The organism is Paenibacillus sp. OK003, from assembly GCF_900109515.1.
GTDB classification, from domain to species: Bacteria; Bacillota; Bacilli; order Paenibacillales; family Paenibacillaceae; genus Paenibacillus; species Paenibacillus marchantiae.
The window spans coordinates 354499-373567 of sequence record NZ_FOBD01000002.1 but is presented as its reverse complement, the minus strand read 5'-3'; the positions used below and the strand labels follow the sequence as shown (position 1 = coordinate 373567).

At 49.1% G+C, this 19069-nt stretch carries 15 protein-coding genes; 1 reads left to right on the top strand and 14 read right to left on the bottom strand.

Features of this window, described 5'->3' with window-relative positions:
- Positions 1-8: 8 nt before the first annotated feature.
- The 12 genes from BMW94_RS04475 to BMW94_RS04415 all read right to left on the bottom strand — a co-directional run bounded on the left by BMW94_RS04475 (position 9) and on the right by BMW94_RS04415 (position 14139).
- Positions 9-1766, bottom strand: a complete 1758-nt coding sequence (locus BMW94_RS04475) for an adenine deaminase (RefSeq protein WP_090994935.1) — start codon at positions 1764-1766, stop codon at positions 9-11.
- Between the two features lie 120 nt (positions 1767-1886).
- Positions 1887-2945, bottom strand: a complete 1059-nt coding sequence (locus tag BMW94_RS04470; protein ID WP_090994933.1) for an ABC transporter ATP-binding protein — start codon at positions 2943-2945, stop codon at positions 1887-1889.
- A gap of 18 nt (positions 2946-2963) precedes the next feature.
- Positions 2964-3755: an ABC transporter permease gene (locus BMW94_RS04465; protein WP_024632851.1), complete on the bottom strand. Its 792-nt coding sequence runs from the start codon at positions 3753-3755 to the stop codon at positions 2964-2966.
- 4 nt (positions 3756-3759) lie between these two features.
- Entirely contained in the window at positions 3760-4578 is an 819-nt protein-coding gene (locus BMW94_RS04460) for an ABC transporter permease (protein WP_090903370.1), read from the bottom strand.
- A 281-nt stretch (positions 4579-4859) separates the two neighbouring features.
- The gene (locus BMW94_RS04455; protein ID WP_090994930.1) at positions 4860-5798 is read right to left on the bottom strand and encodes a nucleoside hydrolase; all 939 of its coding nucleotides are present in this window, start codon (positions 5796-5798) and stop codon (positions 4860-4862) included.
- 107 nt (positions 5799-5905) lie between these two features.
- Positions 5906-6976, bottom strand: coding sequence for an ABC transporter substrate-binding protein (locus BMW94_RS04450; RefSeq protein WP_090995193.1), 1071 nt, complete (start codon positions 6974-6976; stop codon positions 5906-5908).
- A gap of 476 nt (positions 6977-7452) precedes the next feature.
- Positions 7453-7797 (bottom strand): Na-translocating system protein MpsC family protein, encoded by a 345-nt coding sequence (locus BMW94_RS04440; protein WP_024632855.1) that lies wholly within the window; start codon positions 7795-7797, stop codon positions 7453-7455.
- Between the two features lie 393 nt (positions 7798-8190).
- Complete coding sequence (locus BMW94_RS04435) at positions 8191-9084, bottom strand: ROK family protein (protein WP_090994928.1); 894 nt, start codon at positions 9082-9084, stop codon at positions 8191-8193.
- Positions 9085-9103: 19 nt separating this feature from the next.
- A complete protein-coding gene (locus BMW94_RS04430) occupies positions 9104-10585 on the bottom strand; it encodes a glycoside hydrolase family 32 protein (RefSeq protein WP_090994925.1) in 1482 nt (493 codons plus the stop codon).
- A gap of 98 nt (positions 10586-10683) precedes the next feature.
- Positions 10684-12291: an ABC transporter substrate-binding protein gene (locus tag BMW94_RS04425; RefSeq protein ID WP_079695532.1), complete on the bottom strand. Its 1608-nt coding sequence runs from the start codon at positions 12289-12291 to the stop codon at positions 10684-10686.
- Positions 12292-12347: 56 nt separating this feature from the next.
- Positions 12348-13229: a carbohydrate ABC transporter permease gene (locus BMW94_RS04420; protein ID WP_090994922.1), complete on the bottom strand. Its 882-nt coding sequence runs from the start codon at positions 13227-13229 to the stop codon at positions 12348-12350.
- Between the two features lie 16 nt (positions 13230-13245).
- Entirely contained in the window at positions 13246-14139 is an 894-nt protein-coding gene (locus tag BMW94_RS04415; protein WP_254790121.1) for an ABC transporter permease, read from the bottom strand.
- 507 nt (positions 14140-14646) lie between these two features.
- On the opposite strand from BMW94_RS04415, the gene BMW94_RS04410 reads away from it, so the two are divergent.
- Positions 14647-15708, top strand: a complete 1062-nt coding sequence (locus tag BMW94_RS04410; protein WP_090994916.1) for a LacI family DNA-binding transcriptional regulator — start codon at positions 14647-14649, stop codon at positions 15706-15708.
- A 165-nt stretch (positions 15709-15873) separates the two neighbouring features.
- Here BMW94_RS04410 and BMW94_RS04405 read toward each other — a convergent pair whose 3' ends face one another.
- Together BMW94_RS04405 and efeB are read right to left on the bottom strand one after the other, a co-directional pair.
- The gene (locus BMW94_RS04405; RefSeq protein WP_254790109.1) at positions 15874-17772 is read right to left on the bottom strand and encodes an FTR1 family iron permease; all 1899 of its coding nucleotides are present in this window, start codon (positions 17770-17772) and stop codon (positions 15874-15876) included.
- A 14-nt stretch (positions 17773-17786) separates the two neighbouring features.
- Positions 17787-19067, bottom strand: coding sequence for an iron uptake transporter deferrochelatase/peroxidase subunit (gene efeB, locus BMW94_RS04400; RefSeq protein WP_090994914.1), 1281 nt, complete (start codon positions 19065-19067; stop codon positions 17787-17789).
- Positions 19068-19069 lie beyond the last annotated feature (2 nt).

Genomic DNA, 19069 nt, shown 5'->3' with positions numbered 1-19069 from the left:
ACACTTTCCTATAGAATCAACGGTACAACCTTGCCTGCATTCACATCAATCAGGCCGTGATCCGTAATTTTCAGAGCCGGACTTACCGCAAGGGAATGGGTACTGATGGACATGATTGGGTTATAGTGCACATAACCAAGAGACAACATCGCTGCACGCAGCTCTTTCACTTGGTGTGATACTACTGCCAGCGGTTCCTCCGTCAATATACCACCCACAGGAAGTTCGAGATGGGACAACACTTTGCCGTCTTCCACCACACAGAACCCACCCTGGCTCGAAATTACCGTGTTAGCTGCTAAGATCATATCTTCACGATTGCGTCCTACGACCAATAGGTTGTGGTTATCATGTGAATATGTTGTTGCAATGGCACCACGCTTGATCGTGTCTCCACCAATCAATCCATGTGCCCGATTACCGTTCACTCCATAACGTTCAAAGGTCGCAATCTGTCCATATTCACTTTCTTCCCAGAGAAGTTCACCATTCGCAGCCTGAATCTGTGCAATATGCTCTTCCACAAAGGTTGAACCATCCTTGACCATCATGACCCGGCAGTTGTTTAAACCATTTTCAGATAACTGCGTGTCTGAGTCAGATCTCTCACTTTGCCCATTCACCTTTGGATCAGACAAACGGATCGCGAAATCCTCGGCTCCCAGCAGATCCAATTGCACACTTTTGTAAAAGTGAGGTGGGAACTGTCCACTAATTCGGTCCTGCTTGTACGGTTCGTAGTCGTCATAAGCTTTACGGCCATTTTTGTATACCTGCTCTACTGCAAGTGTATCTAAGTTGGACAGCAGCACATAGTCCGCCACTTTGCCTGGGGCAATGCTACCGCGATCAGTCATTTTCATCCGGGATGCAGGGGTTGAGGTTGCAGCGTAAATCGCATCTTCGGGGCGCATACCCATCCGAATGGCCTTACGTACGATATGATCCAGATGTCCCCGTTCCACCAGCGAATCCGGCATAACATCGTCCGTTACGAAGCAGAAATGCTGAGCGACATCATGCTGAATCAGGTATTCCATGACTTCTGGCGTCATCGATTTTTCCTGAATTTCAATGAACATACCTGCCGCAATTCGCGCCTGCAAGCCTTCAATGCTCTGATGTGTATGATCAGAATCGATGCCCGCATAGATCAGTCGGTGCAGATCCAGACCAAGCAATTTCGGTGTATGACCTTCGATTACAAGATCGGGATAGTTTTTGCGAATATGCTGAAGAATCTGATTGGTCTTGCATTCCGGATCACGGATGACGTCCACATAGTTCATGATCTCACCCAGACAGATGATCTCGCCAGTAGCGAGCAGCACATCCATGTCTTCGATTTCGATTGAACCACCTGTTGTTTCCATCGGTGTCGCCGGAACGGAGCTTGGGATAGCGTAGAACATGTCCACCGTTGTCTCACGACTGGACGACATCATCTCCTGCACACCTTCCAGCCCAAACACATTCGCCATCTCATGCGGTTCCGCCACAATGGACGTTACTCCGCAGCGGATCAGACCATGGGAAAAGGTTGCGGGTGTCACCATCGTACTCTCAATGTGCAGATGAATATCAATAAGACCCGGAATCATGTAACGTCCACGTGCATCAATCACTTCATCGGCTTCAATCATCTCTGGTCCGTCTGGCCCAACATACATAAATCTACCGTCCAGTACAGCCACGTTGTTCATTTCAAATCGTTTATAATAACTGTTATACACATGTACATTCTTAATTAGTTGATCTGCACGCATGGGGCATAATCTCCTTCTTCATGAGCATCTTACAGCGATCCAGAGCAGCATTTACAACTAGCCTTAATGCTCTGGATTCAGCTGATAAAATGCCTCTTTTGCTGCTTCTGCTTCCTGCGGCTATTCCACAAGGACAAGTTTATCCTGCGGGAAAATCAGATTAACCCGCTGTCCGCTGAGATAAGGTGTCTCCATCTCCTGATTGGCTGTAAAGTCGCCAAGTTCTGTCTCAATGACGTACTGATAACTGCGTCCAAGGTACGTGCTTACTTTGATAATCCCTGGCAAAGCATTTGCCATGTCCCCAGAGGTATCTCCACTAACCATCAGATCATCCGGGCGAATTGCACCTTTACGTGCACCGGGACGTGCTGTTCCGGGATGCGCTGTTGCCGTGAACAAACGCCCCCCCGCTTTCAGCGTGATCACCTCTCCTGCATCACTGCGCTCTGCGAATTCAATAAAATTGTGGAAGCCGATAAATTGGGCTACAAATTCTGTGGCCGGGTATTTAAAAATCGTCTCTGGGCGGTCGAGCTGCTCGACAACGCCTTTGTTCATAATCGCTACCTGATCCGAGATGGAGAAGCACTCCTCCTGATCATGAGAGACATACAGCGTCGTAATGCCCAGCTCCTGCTGAATCCGGCGAATCTCCACCCGCATGTTCAGCCGCAGGTTGGCATCCAGGTTACTGAGTGGTTCATCGAACAACAGCAAATCCGGTTCAATGACGAGTGCGCGGGCAATCGCCACACGCTGACGCTGTCCACCGGACAGTTCCTGCGGGAAGCGCTTCTCGAAGCCGTTCAGGTTCACCACTTCAAGGATGCGCATTACGCGTGAAGAAATATCCTTGTATTTTACCTTGCGCATCCGCAGGCCGAAGGCCACGTTGTCATAGACAGACAGATGCGGGAACAGCGCATAACTCTGAAATACAAATCCGAAATTCCGCTTGTTTACCGGAACCTTCGTATAATCCTTGCCGCCGAACATAAACTTACCCTGTGTTGCTTCCAGGAATCCGGCGATGAGGCGCAGCGTAGTTGTTTTGCCGCAACCGCTCGGTCCGAGCAGGGAGAGCAGCTTACCTTTTTCCAGCTCCAATTGAAAATCCCTCAGGATCGTCTGGTTATCGTAAGCCACCGATACGCGATCCAATGTCAGCAATGCCATAGCGTTCTGCGCCTCCAATTAACGTTTAGTAAAGTATGAGAATCCGCCCATGATCCGTTCGATCACGAACATTAAAAGTCCAGTTAATACCATCAAAAGCACGGAAATGGCTGCAATGGTTGGGTCAAAATAATTTTCTACATAGGTCAGCATCTGAATTGGCAATGTGCTTACCCCCGGTCCGGTCATAAACACGGAAATGTCCACGTTGTTGAACGACTCCAAAAAGGCAATCAGCACCGCAGCGAGAATTCCTGAGCGAATGTTAGGCAGCACGATCTGGAAGAACGTTCTAACCCGTCCTGCGCCGAGACTCAGGGCTGCTTCTTCTACCGCAAAGTCAAAGCTCGACAGACTCGATGCGATAACGCGAATGATAAATGGAAGCATAATAATCGTGTGACCGATCAGCAGACCCAGATACATCGGCAGATGATAGATTACGATCAGGTATTTCATCAATGTAAAACCAAGCACGATTCCCGGAATGAGTACCGGAGACAGGAACAATGCATTCAGCACGGACTTGCCTTTGAAATCATAACGACTAAGTGCGTACGCAGCTGGAACCCCGAGCAACAGCGCCAGCAAATTCCCCAACAGGGAAATGATGATGGACGTCTGGAACGTGCGCAGGAAACCACCCGTGTTGAAAATATTCTCGTACCAGCGGAGAGAAAAGCCCTCCGGCGGAAATTTGAGTACCGTCCCCGGTTCAAACGAAGTCACCGAGATGATCAGAAGCGGGCCCAGCAGAAAGATAAAGACCAGCAGACTGAACAGGCCCAGCCCGATATGTTTCTCCCGCATATGTCTACCCCTTCGGATTTAAAGTTTTGGCCATTTTGTTCATGACACCGACCACGACAAACGTAATGACAATCATAATCGCAGCAACGACCGAGGCCAGATACCAGTCGTTCAGGGTCATGGCGTTCTGATAGAGGAACGTCGCAATTACGCGCTGTTTGCCTCCCAATAGTGCAGGCGTCGTATAAGCCGTCAGGCTGCCAACAAAAACAAGTACGGCTCCGATCACAAGCCCTGGCACAGCCAGTGGGAACACCACCCGGCGGAATGCCGTGAAGCGGGATGCACCCAGGCTCTGTGCCGCCTTGAGCAGATCACCATCGATGTTCTCAAGCACACCGACCAGGGAAATGATCATAAGTGGCAGGAACAGATGGGTCAAACCAATCATCATGGCTGCCGGCGTATACAGAATATCGAGCGGCTTGTCCACGATACCAAGCCCAACAAGGGCGTTGTTGATCAGCCCTTTGCGTCCGAGAATAATCATCCAGCTAAACGAGCGCACAACCGGGCTTGTCAGCAGTGGGAAGATTGCGAGCGCGAGCAGAATGCCTTTGCGACGCGGCGCTTTCCGTGAAATATAATAAGCTGTCGGGAATCCGAGCACCACGCAGACGATGGTGGTGACCACGCTGACCTGCAGCGTCGTAAGCAATATTTTCAAAAAGTAAGGGTCTCTGAAAAAATGCATGTATCCTTCAAACGTGAAGGAGTTTTCTTGAAAAAACGTCGATCCGATCGTCAGGACAATCGGAATGATCATAAATGCCGCCAAAAACACAAATCCCGGCAGCAATAGCCAGTATACTGATTTCTTCATCGCGGTACTCCTGACTTATAAAATGGTTTTATTCACACGTTTCATTGGAGCACATTTCAAAATAAATGCTATACGTTCGTCGCACCAACCGTTACGTTTACGAATCGTTCTTTCGATCGCTGTTATCCTTGGATTTTCTTGATCGCCTTCTGTTAGAAGGAAAAATCCAAGGATAAAGGCGAACGCTTCGCTTCTACAGAATCAATTTCGTCCCCTCCACTGCCAGCGAAATACGTAAGCACTGATTTTTAGACTGAACCCCCATGCCGTGAAGTTCATAGCTACGCATTTAATGCGTTAATAAACAGTTCTAGGAATGCTTCGGCATCTACCGTTTCGCATACGAGCGTGTTGGGTTGTTCGCCCAAACGGTTTTGGAAGTCACATACCATCTGACCATCACACAGGCGGCTAGCCGTCTCTACATCGACGAAATACGATTTGCGTCCAACCAGTTCCGGGGCAAGAGCGACACCAACGGCCAGTGGATCATGCAGGGCACAAGCGCGAATGCCGTTCATTTCTTCATACCGCTTGATGTAAATCTCTGTGCTCTGAGCCACGTAATCGCGCAATACCGGATCAGTTAATCGTCCGATGGCTTCTTCATTCAGCAGCGTTTGGCGGGTAACATCCAAGCCCACCTGCGTAAGCTTCTCGAAACCTGCGTGCAATACAATGCGTGCGGCTTCAGGATCGGCGTACGTGTTGTACTCCGCAGTAGGGGTAACATTGCCATGTCCACGAACGACGCCACCCATGAAGATGACTTCCTTCAATAATGTAGGCAGTTCAGGACACTTCATTAAAGCCAGAGCCAGATTCGTTAACGGCGCCGTCATGATCAGTGTCAGTTCGCCTGGGTACAACTTCGCTTGTTCAACGATAAATTCAGGGGCAAAACCTTCATCCGCCTGCTTGGACACGGCCGGATCAGGCAGCGCACCACCCAATCCGTCTTGTCCATGTACCCGGTGCTCATAGTGAGACTTGCGTGTGAGTGGCCCAGCCGCTCCGGCAATGACCGGAATGGAGGGTGCTCCCACCAGCTCGAGAATTTTGCATGTATTATCCGTTGCCTGCTGGAGCGATACGTTCCCGCAGACCGTGGTAATCCCGAGAATGTCCAGCTTCCGACTCTTGACGGCCAGCAAGATCGCCAGCGCGTCATCAATACCGGTATCCACATCCAGAATGATGCGATTTCCTTTTTCACTCATACATTCCCAACTCCTCTGTCGTTCAATGATTGCTTGCTGCAAATTTTTGTTTGTCGAGCACAATCTATACCTGTCTCTAAACCTTATCGTTCTAACGCTAATTATGCTTATTGTGCAATCTCGCGGTTCCAACGATCTGTCCATGCTTTAGCCTGTTGATTCACAAATTCCATATCCAGCTTGTTCAGCTTGCCAACGACGTCCGCACCATATGTTACGCCTTCAGCTTCTTCGGCATTCAATTCAACCTTCGTATTTACCGGGGAATCCACTTTAGCTTTGGCGGATTTGGCTTGTACATCCTGGCTCAGCTGCCAGTTGATGAATTCTTCGGCGAGTTCTTTGTTCTTGCTGCCTTTTACGACATTGATCGTATTCATGACTGCATATGCACCTTCGCTAGGTGTAACAAACTTCGCATTTGGAACTGCAGCTTTCAGGTCTTTGAAGTACATTTCCATAATCGGTCCGCCCGCAATCTCTTCCTGGGAGAACATGTTCACGAATTCGGAAGTTTGCGTGTAGAATTTAACAACGTTGCTGCTTAATTTTTTCAGTTCCGCAAATGCTGCATCTTCATTAAACGTTTCGTTTCCGGCTACACGGGAAGCTGCATCCAATACCATCGGGCCTGCTGTTGCCGTAATATTCGGAATGGTCAGGTTACCCGCAAACGCCGGGTCCCACAGATCTGCCCATGAAGTGACTTCTTTGTTAACGAGGTCTGGATTATAAGCGATTCCGAGCTGTCCAACCGTATAGGCCGGGCCGTAATCTTCGCCAAGCGGTGCTTTGGCAATATCATAAATATCATTCACATTCGGAATTTTGGAGCGGTCGATTTTCTCGAACAAACCTTCATCAATACCTTGCTGTGCATAGTAATCGGACAAATAGATCACATCCACATTGGATGTACCTTGGCGGATTTTGTTCAAACGCTCAGCGTTGTTACCCACTTCAAGCACAATGTCTACATTATGTTCTTTTTCAAATGGACCAAATACTTCTTCATTAAAGAAATCTTCCGAGAACCCCCAAGTGGAGATGACCAGCTTGGTTGGCGCCGTGCCTCCGCTGCCTGATCCGCCTGTTCCGTTCTCTGTGCTGCTGCCGCATCCTGCAAGTAATACCGATGTCATTGCCACTGCCGCCAAACCGCTAATCCACTTTTTCATCATGATCCTGATTCCCCCTGATATGTGTGATTTAACAACCCAAACCATTAAGTTGAACTAGCTTGATAACGCATTTCACGTAGAAAACAGAAAGAACCTGGAGAAACGAAGTGTTCGCCTAAAAGCTTTCTGAAAGAAAGCTTCTTCGGAAACATAAGCTATCACAAGATTTCTACCTTTATTAAAGCGATAAAAGAAATCTGGGGATAACAGCGATCGGAAGGTCTTCTGATTTTCGAAGGGTACATGCGTTATTTAGGGCTAGTTCAACTTAAAAAAACAAAAAGAAAAGCATTCTTGTATAAACAAGAACACTTTTCTTCGTAAACAAAGGAAAGCGACACCCGCTGCCGGTACATCATCGGTTTCTGCTTCAGAATCAATCCGAAGTCAGACGCCATCATATGAAATTGTTTGGAATCCGAATGATGAATTAGAATCGTGTGCAACGCATACATCGAACCTGTCGATCCATCCTATGCTTGTTCCAATATCACATTCGTGATGGCCCACTGCGTGGACGCATCATAATCCCGTAATACAGCTTCGATTGGCAAACCCATGTGCTGCTCCAACTTCTCCCTGAATTTCTTCTTATACAAGACAGACATGCGGAAGTCCACTTCCAGCTTCAAGCCGGGGGCCTCCCCTTCCAGGGCGTCAGAGCGCGGTGAACGTCGGTGCTTCGCGTAGAAGGTTACAATGTTCTGATCAATGGTCACTCTCAGGAGAGTGGTCCCAAAGCCGAACAGTTCCTTCGAAATTTCGTTATAATACTGGCACATCTTCTTCTTGCTCTCATTGCTGTCCAGCAGTTCCATGAACTCACCCACATCATTTACTACCGTACGTTCGACGTGTTAACACGATTGATTATACATATATCTACGTTTTTAGGCAACCCAAAAGATATAGTTAACATGAAAATAACACATAAAAGCGAACGATAGGTATAAACTAGCGAAAACAATTCGTAAATGTTCACCGTGAGCGCACTTCGCGTTACCTGTATCTCTTTTCTCTATTATTCTTGCTTAAAAACCCAATTTTGATACTCGTTCTCTCGACTGAGCATCACCTTTTCCTGATCCGCCTTGAACCGTGGCGTACTTTTTCTTGTCGTAAATGAGACAAAAATCCCACAAAGGACGGTGAGGTCACATAGCCAAGTGAACCTGCATCCGTCCCTTCTGGGACATTATTAATATAAGAAATTATAAAGCCGACGTTGGATTTTGCTGCAATGCCTCTAAACCCAATGCGAGGGCACCGCATAATCCTGCGTGCTGGCCCAATCCAGGCTGGACAATATATTGATCGATATGTTGCGTTATTGGGGCTGCATTCACATAACCATTCAGATTCCGTAAAACCCGATCCCGGATCATGGGGAACAGATGACTTTGCTGCATCACCCCTCCGCCCAAGATGACCTTTTGCGGGGAATGAAGCAGAATGGCTGTCGTGATGGACTCCGCAATGTAAAAGGATTCGATCTCCCAGGCAGGGTGGTCTGCCGGCAGTTCGCTGCCAGGGCTCTGCCAACGAGCTTGAATGGCTGGCCCCGCAGCCATGCCCTCCAAGCAATCGCCATGATACGGACATAATCCGGCAAAATGATCCTCCGGGTGCCGTCTCGTCCGGATGTGCCCACCCTCTGGGTGCTGCAATCCATGCACACGTTTACCTCCCGCCACAAGTCCAATCCCAACACCTGTGCCGATTGTATAATACACACAGTTGTCCAATCCCTTTGCTGCTCCCCAAGTGACTTCTCCAAGGGCCGCTGCATTCACATCGGTATCCCATCCGAAGGGAATCGGAAATTCGCGCTTCAAGGTTCCAATAACATTACAGTTTCCCCACCCTGGCTTGGGCGTTGTTGTAATGTAACCATAGGTGGGGCTATCCGGTTGCAGATCAATCGGACCAAAGGAGCCGATCCCGATCGCCACCACTCCTTTGTCCCTGAAATAGTCGATGACCTTCGCCAGTGTGGTCCCGGGATGTTCCGTTGGAAAGCTGCACCAATCTTCAATTTCCCCTCGTTCGTTACCTACACCACATAAAAACTTCGTTCCACCGGCTTCTATTGCTCCTATACGCATCTTGCTGTCCCCCTCGTGCTCATTTCAATTGGCCTTCAGCTCGGATAGGGGATAGCTCGTAGATATGAAGCGAAGCAAATACTACTTCCTTATTTTCGGACTGAACAGAGATTCCCTTGGAGCCCGCATCCGGATAGATCAGATCGGTAATCACCGCCTGGCCGTCATTGGCAAATACCTCTACGGATGAGCAATCCACAAAGATACGCAGATGTTGGTTGCCGTCCACTGCTTTTAATCCAGCTGCATGGCGACCCAGGAAATGTTCATGGAAATCGCTAATACCCGATCGACTGCGATCAACATATACCTCATTCTGGCTAGCGTCCACGCCGATGAGCGTTTCGTTGTCCGCACCACTTCGTAATGCAAATTGAACAGATTGATCAGAAGGCCATTCCGCATGAATCTCATAGTTTACAAGGCCCAAGGTGTTCAACTGCTCACTCACTTGTCTGATGGAAGCATTCTGTAAGGACATTACTGGCTTGCGGGCTTGCTCCAACTCGCGTGCAGGACGCTGAACCAGCAGGACTTCCCCGTCCCTTTTCTCCAATGTCAGCTCTCTCGCAATGGTCATCGCGCCGCGGTATGCTTCGGTTGGTGTCTGATTGGCATACATCCAGTTGCTCATCCAACCCATAAACAGGCGTCTGCCGTCTTCTGCCGGAATGTCAGACCAACTGACCCCTGCGTAGTTATCCCGACCATGATCAAGCCAGCGAACGGTATGGGAAGCTTCATCAGGAACAAATGTAATGCCATCAAAATCTCCGGTGAAGTATTGCGTTCTGGAGCCTTCTTTGAAGGCCGGATCTGCACCAATGCTGACGAGCATCACCCATTTCTCCTGGCTCGCATCTCCATCCACGGCCAGCGGGAACAGGTCAGGGCACTCCCATACGCCATCATGCGAACCGATCCCTGCGCCGAATTCACTGCCCAGTGTCCAATCCTTCAGATTGGGGGAATGGTACAGACATACCGTTTGACCACAAGCGATAATCATAATCCATTCCTTGGTCTGTTCATGCCAGAACACTTTGGGATCACGGAAATCCACGAACGACTCATGCTCCAGTACCGGATTGCCCTCGTATTTCATCCATGTTCTACCACTATCCTTGCTATATGCGAGGCTCTGAGACTGAACGGGAGGATTGTTAGGCACCTCCTGATGATGGGTGAAAATAGCCACAAGTCCTGGCTCATCGTCAAAGAATCCGGACGTATTGTTCCAGTCCACCACGGCACTGCCGGAGAATATCATGCCATGTTCATCCGGCGCCAAAGCCACAGGAAGCTCTTCCCAGGTAACCAAATCCTTGGTCACCGCGTGTCCCCAATGCATCGGTCCCCATGTTGTGCCAAATGGATGATGCTGATAGAACAAGTGATACTCGCCTTTGAAAAATACCATACCGTTGGGGTCATTCATCCAATTTTTCTTGGGCGAGAAGTGATAGGCGCCCCGGTAATCCGTTGTTGAAATGGTAGACATGTTGGTTTACTCCTTTGATTCAAACCGTTGAAGAGGAGACTTGCTTCACTCACGCACCTTAATGCTATGTACGGCAGAGTCTCCTCATCGAGTTTGTTTTATTGGGTATTGCGGTCATATCCCGCTTGTTTAATTTGAAGCCACTCTTGCAAGCCAAGACGATCCAGCTCTTTCAGATAAGCATCCCACTCCTGATCGATCTTTCCGTTCTGATACCATTCCGTGCGCATACGCAGCACATAGGCGAACAGATCGGTCTCAATCGTGGAGAGGCGGTCGAGTTCATCAATTGAGAAGAACACTTTTGGATAGACGTTTTCTGCTTTCATATGCGGAACCATAACTTTGTCAAGCAATTCCATACGCCATGCGGCATCATCCGGTTTAGTCGTGTATTTATCATAGTAACTGTCGAGAATGGCCAGTGGTCCTGATATACTCGTTTTCTGTCTGAGCTCAACAGGTGCAGAGCCTTCCAGCGGAAGATGCTTCAGCATACCCTTGGCTTCATCGAATTCAAATATATTCTGCTGTGTCTCATCGCCGTAGGTTCCCCAGTTGTTCTGCACGGATTGGAGCGGATCGTACAATTGGTCCACCCACTTCGCTGTGGATTCCAGATTTTTATTGCTGCTCGTAATAACCATACGTCCCCGGTCGAGGCCAATACCGTTCGTACGTGCAACATTAACCTCTCCATTGGGCCCGGCAACTGGAGGCAGAACATCATAGGTATCATTCATGCCTGTAATGTTGGCCTTATCCCAAGTGAAGTACATGCCATACTTGTTGTCTTTGCCCTTGGCCAGATACGTATTCCAATCCTGCTGATACGCTTCGATATCCACGAGACCTTCCTGAACCAATTCGTGAATATATTTGACCGCTTCCTTGTAGCCTTCATCAGCTGCCGTGAATACCACTTTTCCATCGTTGGTTACAACCGTGTGATCCGAGTTCTCTCCAAGTCCAAATGCGGCAAAGAGAAATGTCAGATCTTCTCCGCCAGGCTTGTTAATGAAAGACAACGGGATTTCGTCCGCCTTACCATTACCGTTGGGATCCTGGGTTTTGAACGCAATCAGCACTTGTTTCAGCTCTTCGGTCGTCGTTGGCATCTTCAGTCCCAGCTTGTTCAGCCACTCCACGTTGATCCAGGGCAAGTCATCAACCGCCTGTATGCGCTGCTTGCCACTTCCGAGCTCCTCAATCCAGGGAAAGGAATAAATATGTCCGTCTGGTGCCGTAATCATGCTTTTGTATTCGGGAGCTTCCTCCAGCACCTTTTGCAGATTTGGCATGTATTGCTCAATCAGGTCTTCCAGTGGAATGATGGCCCCGTCCTTCGCCAGTTTCAGGAGATCATAATCCCCATAACCTGCGTCAAAAATAGCATCCGGCAAATCACCGCTGGCTACCGCCAGATTTCTTTTTTCCGCAAACACATCACTCGTATAGTTCTTCCAGTTGATATGCACATTGGTTTTCTCTTCGAGTCTCTTGTTAATCAGCTTCTCGTTCGGATCAGACGGAGCCAGCGGAGAGCTCTGTGTTATAAAATTCAATGTCACTTTGCCATCAGGTGACTGAGCTTCACTCGCTGCACCACCTCCACCCCCACCACAGGCCGAGAGCAGGAGCATGGCTGACAACATGGAGATGGATGCCGTTGTAGCGGCTTTTCTGGACTTGTTCACTTTTTTCATGATAATGACCTCCGTGGATTATGTTGGATCGAGCGTGCTATATTTCAGGCTGTTCACTATTTGAGTGAACCTACCATGACACCTTTTTCGAAATATTTCTGAAAGAACGGATACATGATAATGAGTGGCAGACTCGAAATGACAATGGCTGAATATTTGATCATTTCCGAGAGCCGTTTCAGTTCCGCCATCGCAAGCTGATCACTGATCATGCCCGGTGCAGCCTGATTCTGAATCAGAATGGAGCGCAGAACGAGCTGTAACGGATGAAGGTTCGGATTATCCAGATAGATCATGGCGTCAAAATAGGAATTCCACTGCCCAACAAACGCGTACAACGCGAGAACAAAAATAATAGGTTTTGATAACGGAATGACGATCTGGAAGAAAATCTTCATCTCGGAGGCGCCATCCACATTGGCGGCTTCTTTCAGTTCTCGCGGTACCCCTTTGAAGAAGGTTCTGGAAAGAATGATGTTCCATACGTTGACTGCGCCTGGGATGATAATGGCCCATACCGTGTCCAGCATGCCGAGATTACGAACAAGCAGATAGGTAGGGATCAAACCGCCACCGAAGAACATCGTGATGATAAATATAATCATGAAAAATCCTCGCCCAGCCAGCCTATCATCAGACAAGGCATAACCTGCAAATATGGAGACGGTCACCGTCACGAGTGCAAAGGAAACCGAGTACAGCACCGCATTGGCAAATCCTCGAATCATGGCCGGATTGGATAGAATCATCTGATACCCATCCAGACTCCAGTCGGATACATTGAAGGACAATCCCCGATTCAGCAGCACAGTAGGGTCCATAAATGAGGCGATAACGATGTAAATCAAAGGAACGACCACAACCAGTACAGCACAGGTGAGAAAGATGGCGTTCAGTGCGAGGATCAGACGATCCATTCCCGTATGTTTGACTACCATGGATAATACTCCTTTCCTAATAGAGGCCTTCGCCTTCATTCAATTTCTTCACAATCAGATTCACAGTCACCAGCAAAATGACATTGATGACCGAGTTGAACAATCCCACTGCCGCAGAATAAGCGTAATCTCCGGACTGCAAGCCCACCTTGTAGACATACGTGGCAATGATCTCGGAGGAAGGCAGGTTCATGGACGTCTGCATCAGGTAAGCCTTCTCAAATCCAATGGACATGATTCCGCCAGCGGCAAGAATAAATACGATAGCCATAATCGGACGAATCGTCGGAAGGTCGATGTGGCGAATACGCTGAAGTAGATTGGCTCCATCCAGATTGGCCGCATTGTGAAGTTCCGGATCGACATTGGCCAAAGCTGCTACATAAATGATGGAAGCCCAGCCCGCTCCGGTCCAAATATCCGACAAAATGTATATCCAGCGGAAATATTCCGGCTCGGACATGAACATGATTGGATGACCGGTAATCCATGTCGCGAATTGGTTAACCGGTCCTGTCGGGGATAGGAAGATGAACAGCATACCCACAACGACAACAACCGATATGAAGTTGGGTGCATACAGAAACAATTGAATATTTTTTTTCACTCCGGCTTTACGTACCTGATTGAGCATAAGAGCAAGTAGAATGGGCACCGGAAAACTGAATATCAACCCCAAAAAGCTCAGTTTAAGCGTATTCATTAAAATGATATCGAAATTGGGTGAAGCTATAAATTTCTCGAAATGCTTCAGTCCTACCCAATCACTGCCCATAATGCCTTTGATCGGACTAAAATCCTTAAATGCGATAATGGCTCCGTACATCGGGATGTATTTGAAGACAAGGGTTAGGATCAGAGCTGGTGCGAGTAACAAATACAAAAAATAATTCTTTTTGAGCTGCTGCATCCTGTAACCGGTTGACGCCCTCTCTTTCAACGCCCTTCCTGTACCCTTTTTGGTATCCACTGTGTTGTCCAACACGTTACCTCCGTTCATTCCTGAAGTTGACAATTGCTTGTAGTAAGGGCTTTCAATGTTTACAATTGTTCATTTAATAATTTACAATTTAGCAGGATATGTAGACTTTAGTCAATACATTTTGTAAAAAATAATTGTGCATTTGATAACATTTTGTCTATTTCCCGAGTTCTGAATGTGCATTTAGTTGCATATATAACGTTTACTCATATGCCTTCAACCTGTTATTCCCCTTATCAGAGATAGGGTATTATGTACTAATTATCATTTGTAACGAAACTTCTGAATACATATAAAAGTGTATTATCCTAATTTAATAATGTAAACTAAAATGTGCATATGTAAAATTGAGATTGCTATTTGTTCCGATCTATTATACATTTGACTAAGATAATTCTATGGACGACCATATGATCATTAGAGGTGAAGCACTAGATGGCAAAAGAAAAGGTTACGATACAGGACATCGCGGATGCTTTGGGCATCTCCCGGAATACAGCTTCCAAAGCCTTGAATGATAGCGGAAACATCCCGGATGAGACACGTAATCGTGTAATTAAAAAAGCAATTGAACTTAAATATAAACAGTTTGCCTATATGGAAAATGAGCATGTTCTAACCAAAGCACCGAGCAATATCGCCTTGTTAACAGAAAATCTGCCCAATACATCTCACTTTGGTTCGATGTTAATCAGTGGTCTGGAGAAAAGAATCAGCGCAGAGGGGTACAATCTCTCCATTCATATCGTGCGTGAGGTTGATCAGGACTCACTTACACTTCCCAACAATTTTGATATTTCCAACGTAGATGGCATCATCTGCATTGAATTGTTCGATCTGAAATATACGCAGCTTATTACCGATCTGGGAATTCCCACAATCTTCATCGATTGCGCTTCTGACATATGTTTTCCGGAATTTCATGCAGATTTGCTGCTAATGGAGAATGAGCACAGCACGTACCAGTTAACCAGAAAATTAATTGAGAGCGGTTATAACCATATTGGATTTGCCGGGGATTACAATCATTGCAAAAGCTTCAATGAACGTTGGGTAGGATATCAGCGGGCCATGCTGGAAGCGGGGTTGCAGGTCGATCCATCCCAATGCATTGTGGATGATGACCGCCTGTTCTTCTCGAAGCCCGGCTGGTTGAACGAGCGAGTAGCGGAGCTGAAGTCACTGCCTGATGCGTATGTATGTGCCAACGACTTTATCGCAGTCGATCTCATCAGAGCTTTGAGAGCAAAGAGTGTTACAGTGCCGCAGGATATCGTCATATGCGGCTTCGATAACGCACCTGAATCACGGATTATTGAGCCTGCATTAACGACGGTTCATATCTACAGCAACGAAATGGGCATCAAGGCTGCGGAGATGCTGTTATCCCGGATTGATTATCCGTCACAGCCTTATCAGGTCTCGCATATCGTGACCAAACCGATCATACGGGAGTCCACTCCCACACTTATGAATGCCAATCCACAGACCGTTTAACTTATCTCATGAATCTCTAAAGAAATAAATAGCCGTATCTTTCACGCAGAGTAGATCGTGAAGGATACGGCTTTTTTAAAGGGACTTCTATATGCCCTTTGTATGATGCAGTCACAATATGATGCGAACAGGACGCAGCCTTTAACCAAAACTCGTAGCTCCGTGCTACACGGATGCCTTGGATGCTCCTTTGGCCGAACGTACCTCTGTGCGAATCAAATTAAAGATCATAAAGACCAGCACAACGAGTTGTGGAATAAAGGTCTCCCATGTCGGATACATGCCAAGCCAGCCCATCGTTGGCAGACTCGGCACAACATGAGCCCCCAGCGCTGCTGAGACTTGAAGGGAGTGAATACTCTCTCCAAGGAAACGAAATACCAGATAATAAATCAGCAGCGTAGCGGTCAGGAAAAACCATCGTACAGGCAGACGTACACTGAACTGAATAATGGCTACAGCCAATACAATCAGGATGAGCAATGCTGCCCCCATACCGATCAACATCTGCGAGGTATCAATTGCAGGCGCCATGCCAATATAAAAGATCGCAGTCTCCGCACCTTCCCGCAATATGGCGAGACCTGCCACAGCGAAGAGTGACCACAGACTCCCCCTTGCCAGTGCACCACCTACCTGTCGCTGTACATAACTATTCCAGGAGCGGGTATTCGATTTGCTATGCATCCAATGTCCAACCGTCAACATTAGTACAACGGCTGCAAGCCCCGTATACCCCTCAATCATCTCCCGTGTGCTACCCGATGATGCCACAGCAAGGGTCAGCGACAGTACAACGGCCAGCGCCGCACTAAGCAGCAGACCACTACCGGCACCAGCCCAGATCCAGCGCCGGGCCGCAGTCTCGCCACTTTTCTTGGCATAAGCGAGCAATGCAGCCAGTACCAGAATGGCCTCCAATCCTTCGCGAAGCAAAATCAAGGCCGCATCCCATGCCGTGTATGAGGTAGTAGCCGTTAGCGGCTCCAGCCGATGGATCATGCGGGTTACAACCTCGGTTGCCTTCGCCGTATTGGGCGGATTCGAGACGACATATCCAGATGCTTCAGCCATTTCATTCTCAATGGCCGTATATGAAGCGGGAGATGATATCTGCACCTGACCTTCAACCAAAGGCCAGGCCACGATAAACTGCTCCAATCCCGTTGCAGCAGAAGTGGTATCCCCGGCTTGAATCTGCTGCTCTATTTGCTCCAGTAATTTCAGCAGGTCGGACAATGAAGAAACACCAGAGGATGCTGACGTATCCTCAACTTCCCCTTCCTTGAGTGTCCCTGCACTGTAGTCCGTGAGCAACGTGACTAGTTCCTGCATACGCTCTGTTGCCTGTTCTTCCTTGCGGGGCTCGGCCTGCATTGAAATACGAACCAGGCTGATGTCTTTCTCCAACTGGCTGTATACGCCAAAATGATCCTGACGGATCGGAGCTTCGGTGCCTTTCCATGCCGTAACAATCCGTTTATAGGCAAGCTCTGCCTGGGTCCAATCGCCCTGTTCCATTGAACTCAAACTTTTACGTGCGTCTGGCAGCAGCCTTCCGGCCGCTTTACGGCCTGCGTCGCTGCTCTCTTCCGCACCCTGAAACGCCTCAATATACTGATTGGTCGCACGGGCAAGATCCGCCAATGCTTTCTTGGCAGCATCAGAATCATTGCTCGACAGTGCCTGTTCCGCTTTGGACAAGGCTTCACCTACAACGCTGGCGGCCGTCGCAACCTGATCTGCGTTCTGCTCCGGCACCAACGTGCTGGCATCATCCCACAGTTGCCGGAACTCAGCGACATCCTCCGTCGCTTCTGCCAGCTTGCCCTGTCCCGCTTCAACCAAGGCGCTGCCCACAGGCGGCAATAGACTATCCAGTTGTTTTTGCACAGACTGCTCTTCGTTTTGGAGCCCCTCAGCAGAAGCGTGTGACATGCCCGGTAAACGAATCACCCCGGACCCCACCATCAGGAACACCAGCAGCATCAGCAAAAAGCGCATCAACCTTCCTTTGTACATCCGCCGCTTCTGCGCCTTCCGATCTGCGATCCTGCCCATCATTGTCATCCTCCCCATTAAATTAAGGTGTCCCCAATGTATCCACCGTTCGTAACCCCGGGGAAGCAGGCAAATACAGCACTGCCCGTGTGCACAGTATATTCGTTTAGCTTATCGTTCTTTGCCAGTCGTTTCTGAATCGGAATAAACTGCTTCTCCAGGTCCCGTTGATAGCTAATGAACAACAAACCTGCATCCAGCTGCCCAGTCTTGGCATCGAGCCCACTCGAATACGAGTAGGAGCGGCGTAAAATTTGCTGACTGCCGTCCCCCTTGGCGAGACGCAGATGTGACGTTGCCGGAATGATAGGCTGCCCATCGGCAGACTTGGCCTTCAAATCTACCGGATCGAACTCGCCGCGGCTGCCGAGCGGCGCTCCGCTGTCCCGGTGGCGTCCAAATGTCGCCTCCTGGTCTTTCAGTGTGGAGCGGTCCCACACCTCCACACGCATGCGAACCCGGCGGACGGCCATATAGCTGCCGCCGGCCATCCACCCCGGACCGTCAGCAGGCTGCGCCCAGACGGTCTGGTCCATCAGCACCGCATCCGTTGTATCCGGATTGCCGGTGCCATCCTTGAAGCCGAGCAAGTTGCGCGGTGTTCCACCCGCAGGGTCAGCTCGGCCTGTGCGCTGGAAGCCTTCCTGCGTCCAGCGCAATACCGCATGCCCGCGTGCGATGCGCGCGAGATTGCGGATGGCATGGAAGGCGACCTGCATATCGTCTGCGCAGACTTGCACGCACAGGTCGCCACCACACCACTGCGGGTCCAGCGCATCTCCAGCGAATGCCGGCAGATCGCGCAGGCCCTTGGGCTTCCGGCCCTGCAGCCCGAAGCGCCCGTCAAACAAAGAGGGCCCCACACCAAACGTCAACGTGGTTCGTGACGGTGTCAGGCCTGCCGCTTCACCCGTATCGGTAGGCGGCGTATTCAGCGTTGTATTATGTTCGCCAATCATCTCTCCGGCGGCCATAGCAGCGGCAGCCGCCGTCCAGTTCTTGAACAGACGGCGGAGATCATCCGCACTACCCGCCGTCACATCAAAGGCGGCAAAGCAGATGAAATCCTGAGCCGGGGTAATAATGCCCGCCTGGTGCTTGCCATAAAAGGGCAGGCCTTTGTCATTCGGCGAGGCTTGCTCCACAGCGGACGCCGGGCGACTCTTGCGGCCCAGCGCCATCAGACCGCTGGCACCGCCTCCACCCAAGAGCAGACCCAGTCCGGCCACGCCGGTCAGCTTCAGCATTTCACGCCGTGACAACGGCTTTTTCAGCGAATCCTTTTTCTGTTCTGTCATCG

What these genes read in the sequence shown, in the direction of transcription:
- BMW94_RS04450 (WP_090995193.1), bottom strand. Translation starts at nt 6,976, where the DNA reads ATGAAAAAGTGGATTAGCGGTTTGGCGGCAGTGGCAATGACATCGGTA.
- BMW94_RS04440 (WP_024632855.1), bottom strand. Translation starts at nt 7,797, where the DNA reads ATGGAACTGCTGGACAGCAATGAGAGCAAGAAGAAGATGTGCCAGTAT.
- BMW94_RS04405 (WP_254790109.1), bottom strand. Translation starts at nt 17,772, where the DNA reads ATGATGGGCAGGATCGCAGATCGGAAGGCGCAGAAGCGGCGGATGTAC.
- BMW94_RS04470 (WP_090994933.1), bottom strand. Translation starts at nt 2,945, where the DNA reads ATGGCATTGCTGACATTGGATCGCGTATCGGTGGCTTACGATAACCAG.
- BMW94_RS04465 (WP_024632851.1), bottom strand. Translation starts at nt 3,755, where the DNA reads ATGCGGGAGAAACATATCGGGCTGGGCCTGTTCAGTCTGCTGGTCTTT.
- BMW94_RS04420 (WP_090994922.1), bottom strand. Translation starts at nt 13,229, where the DNA reads ATGGTAGTCAAACATACGGGAATGGATCGTCTGATCCTCGCACTGAAC.
- BMW94_RS04460 (WP_090903370.1), bottom strand. Translation starts at nt 4,578, where the DNA reads ATGAAGAAATCAGTATACTGGCTATTGCTGCCGGGATTTGTGTTTTTG.
- BMW94_RS04435 (WP_090994928.1), bottom strand. Translation starts at nt 9,084, where the DNA reads ATGCGTATAGGAGCAATAGAAGCCGGTGGAACGAAGTTTTTATGTGGT.
- BMW94_RS04415 (WP_254790121.1), bottom strand. Translation starts at nt 14,139, where the DNA reads ATGCAGCAGCTCAAAAAGAATTATTTTTTGTATTTGTTACTCGCACCA.
- BMW94_RS04430 (WP_090994925.1), bottom strand. Translation starts at nt 10,585, where the DNA reads ATGTCTACCATTTCAACAACGGATTACCGGGGCGCCTATCACTTCTCG.
- BMW94_RS04410 (WP_090994916.1), top strand. Translation starts at nt 14,647, where the DNA reads ATGGCAAAAGAAAAGGTTACGATACAGGACATCGCGGATGCTTTGGGC.
- BMW94_RS04455 (WP_090994930.1), bottom strand. Translation starts at nt 5,798, where the DNA reads ATGAGTGAAAAAGGAAATCGCATCATTCTGGATGTGGATACCGGTATT.
- BMW94_RS04425 (WP_079695532.1), bottom strand. Translation starts at nt 12,291, where the DNA reads ATGAAAAAAGTGAACAAGTCCAGAAAAGCCGCTACAACGGCATCCATC.
- BMW94_RS04475 (WP_090994935.1), bottom strand. Translation starts at nt 1,766, where the DNA reads ATGCGTGCAGATCAACTAATTAAGAATGTACATGTGTATAACAGTTAT.
- efeB (WP_090994914.1), bottom strand. Translation starts at nt 19,067, where the DNA reads ATGACAGAACAGAAAAAGGATTCGCTGAAAAAGCCGTTGTCACGGCGT.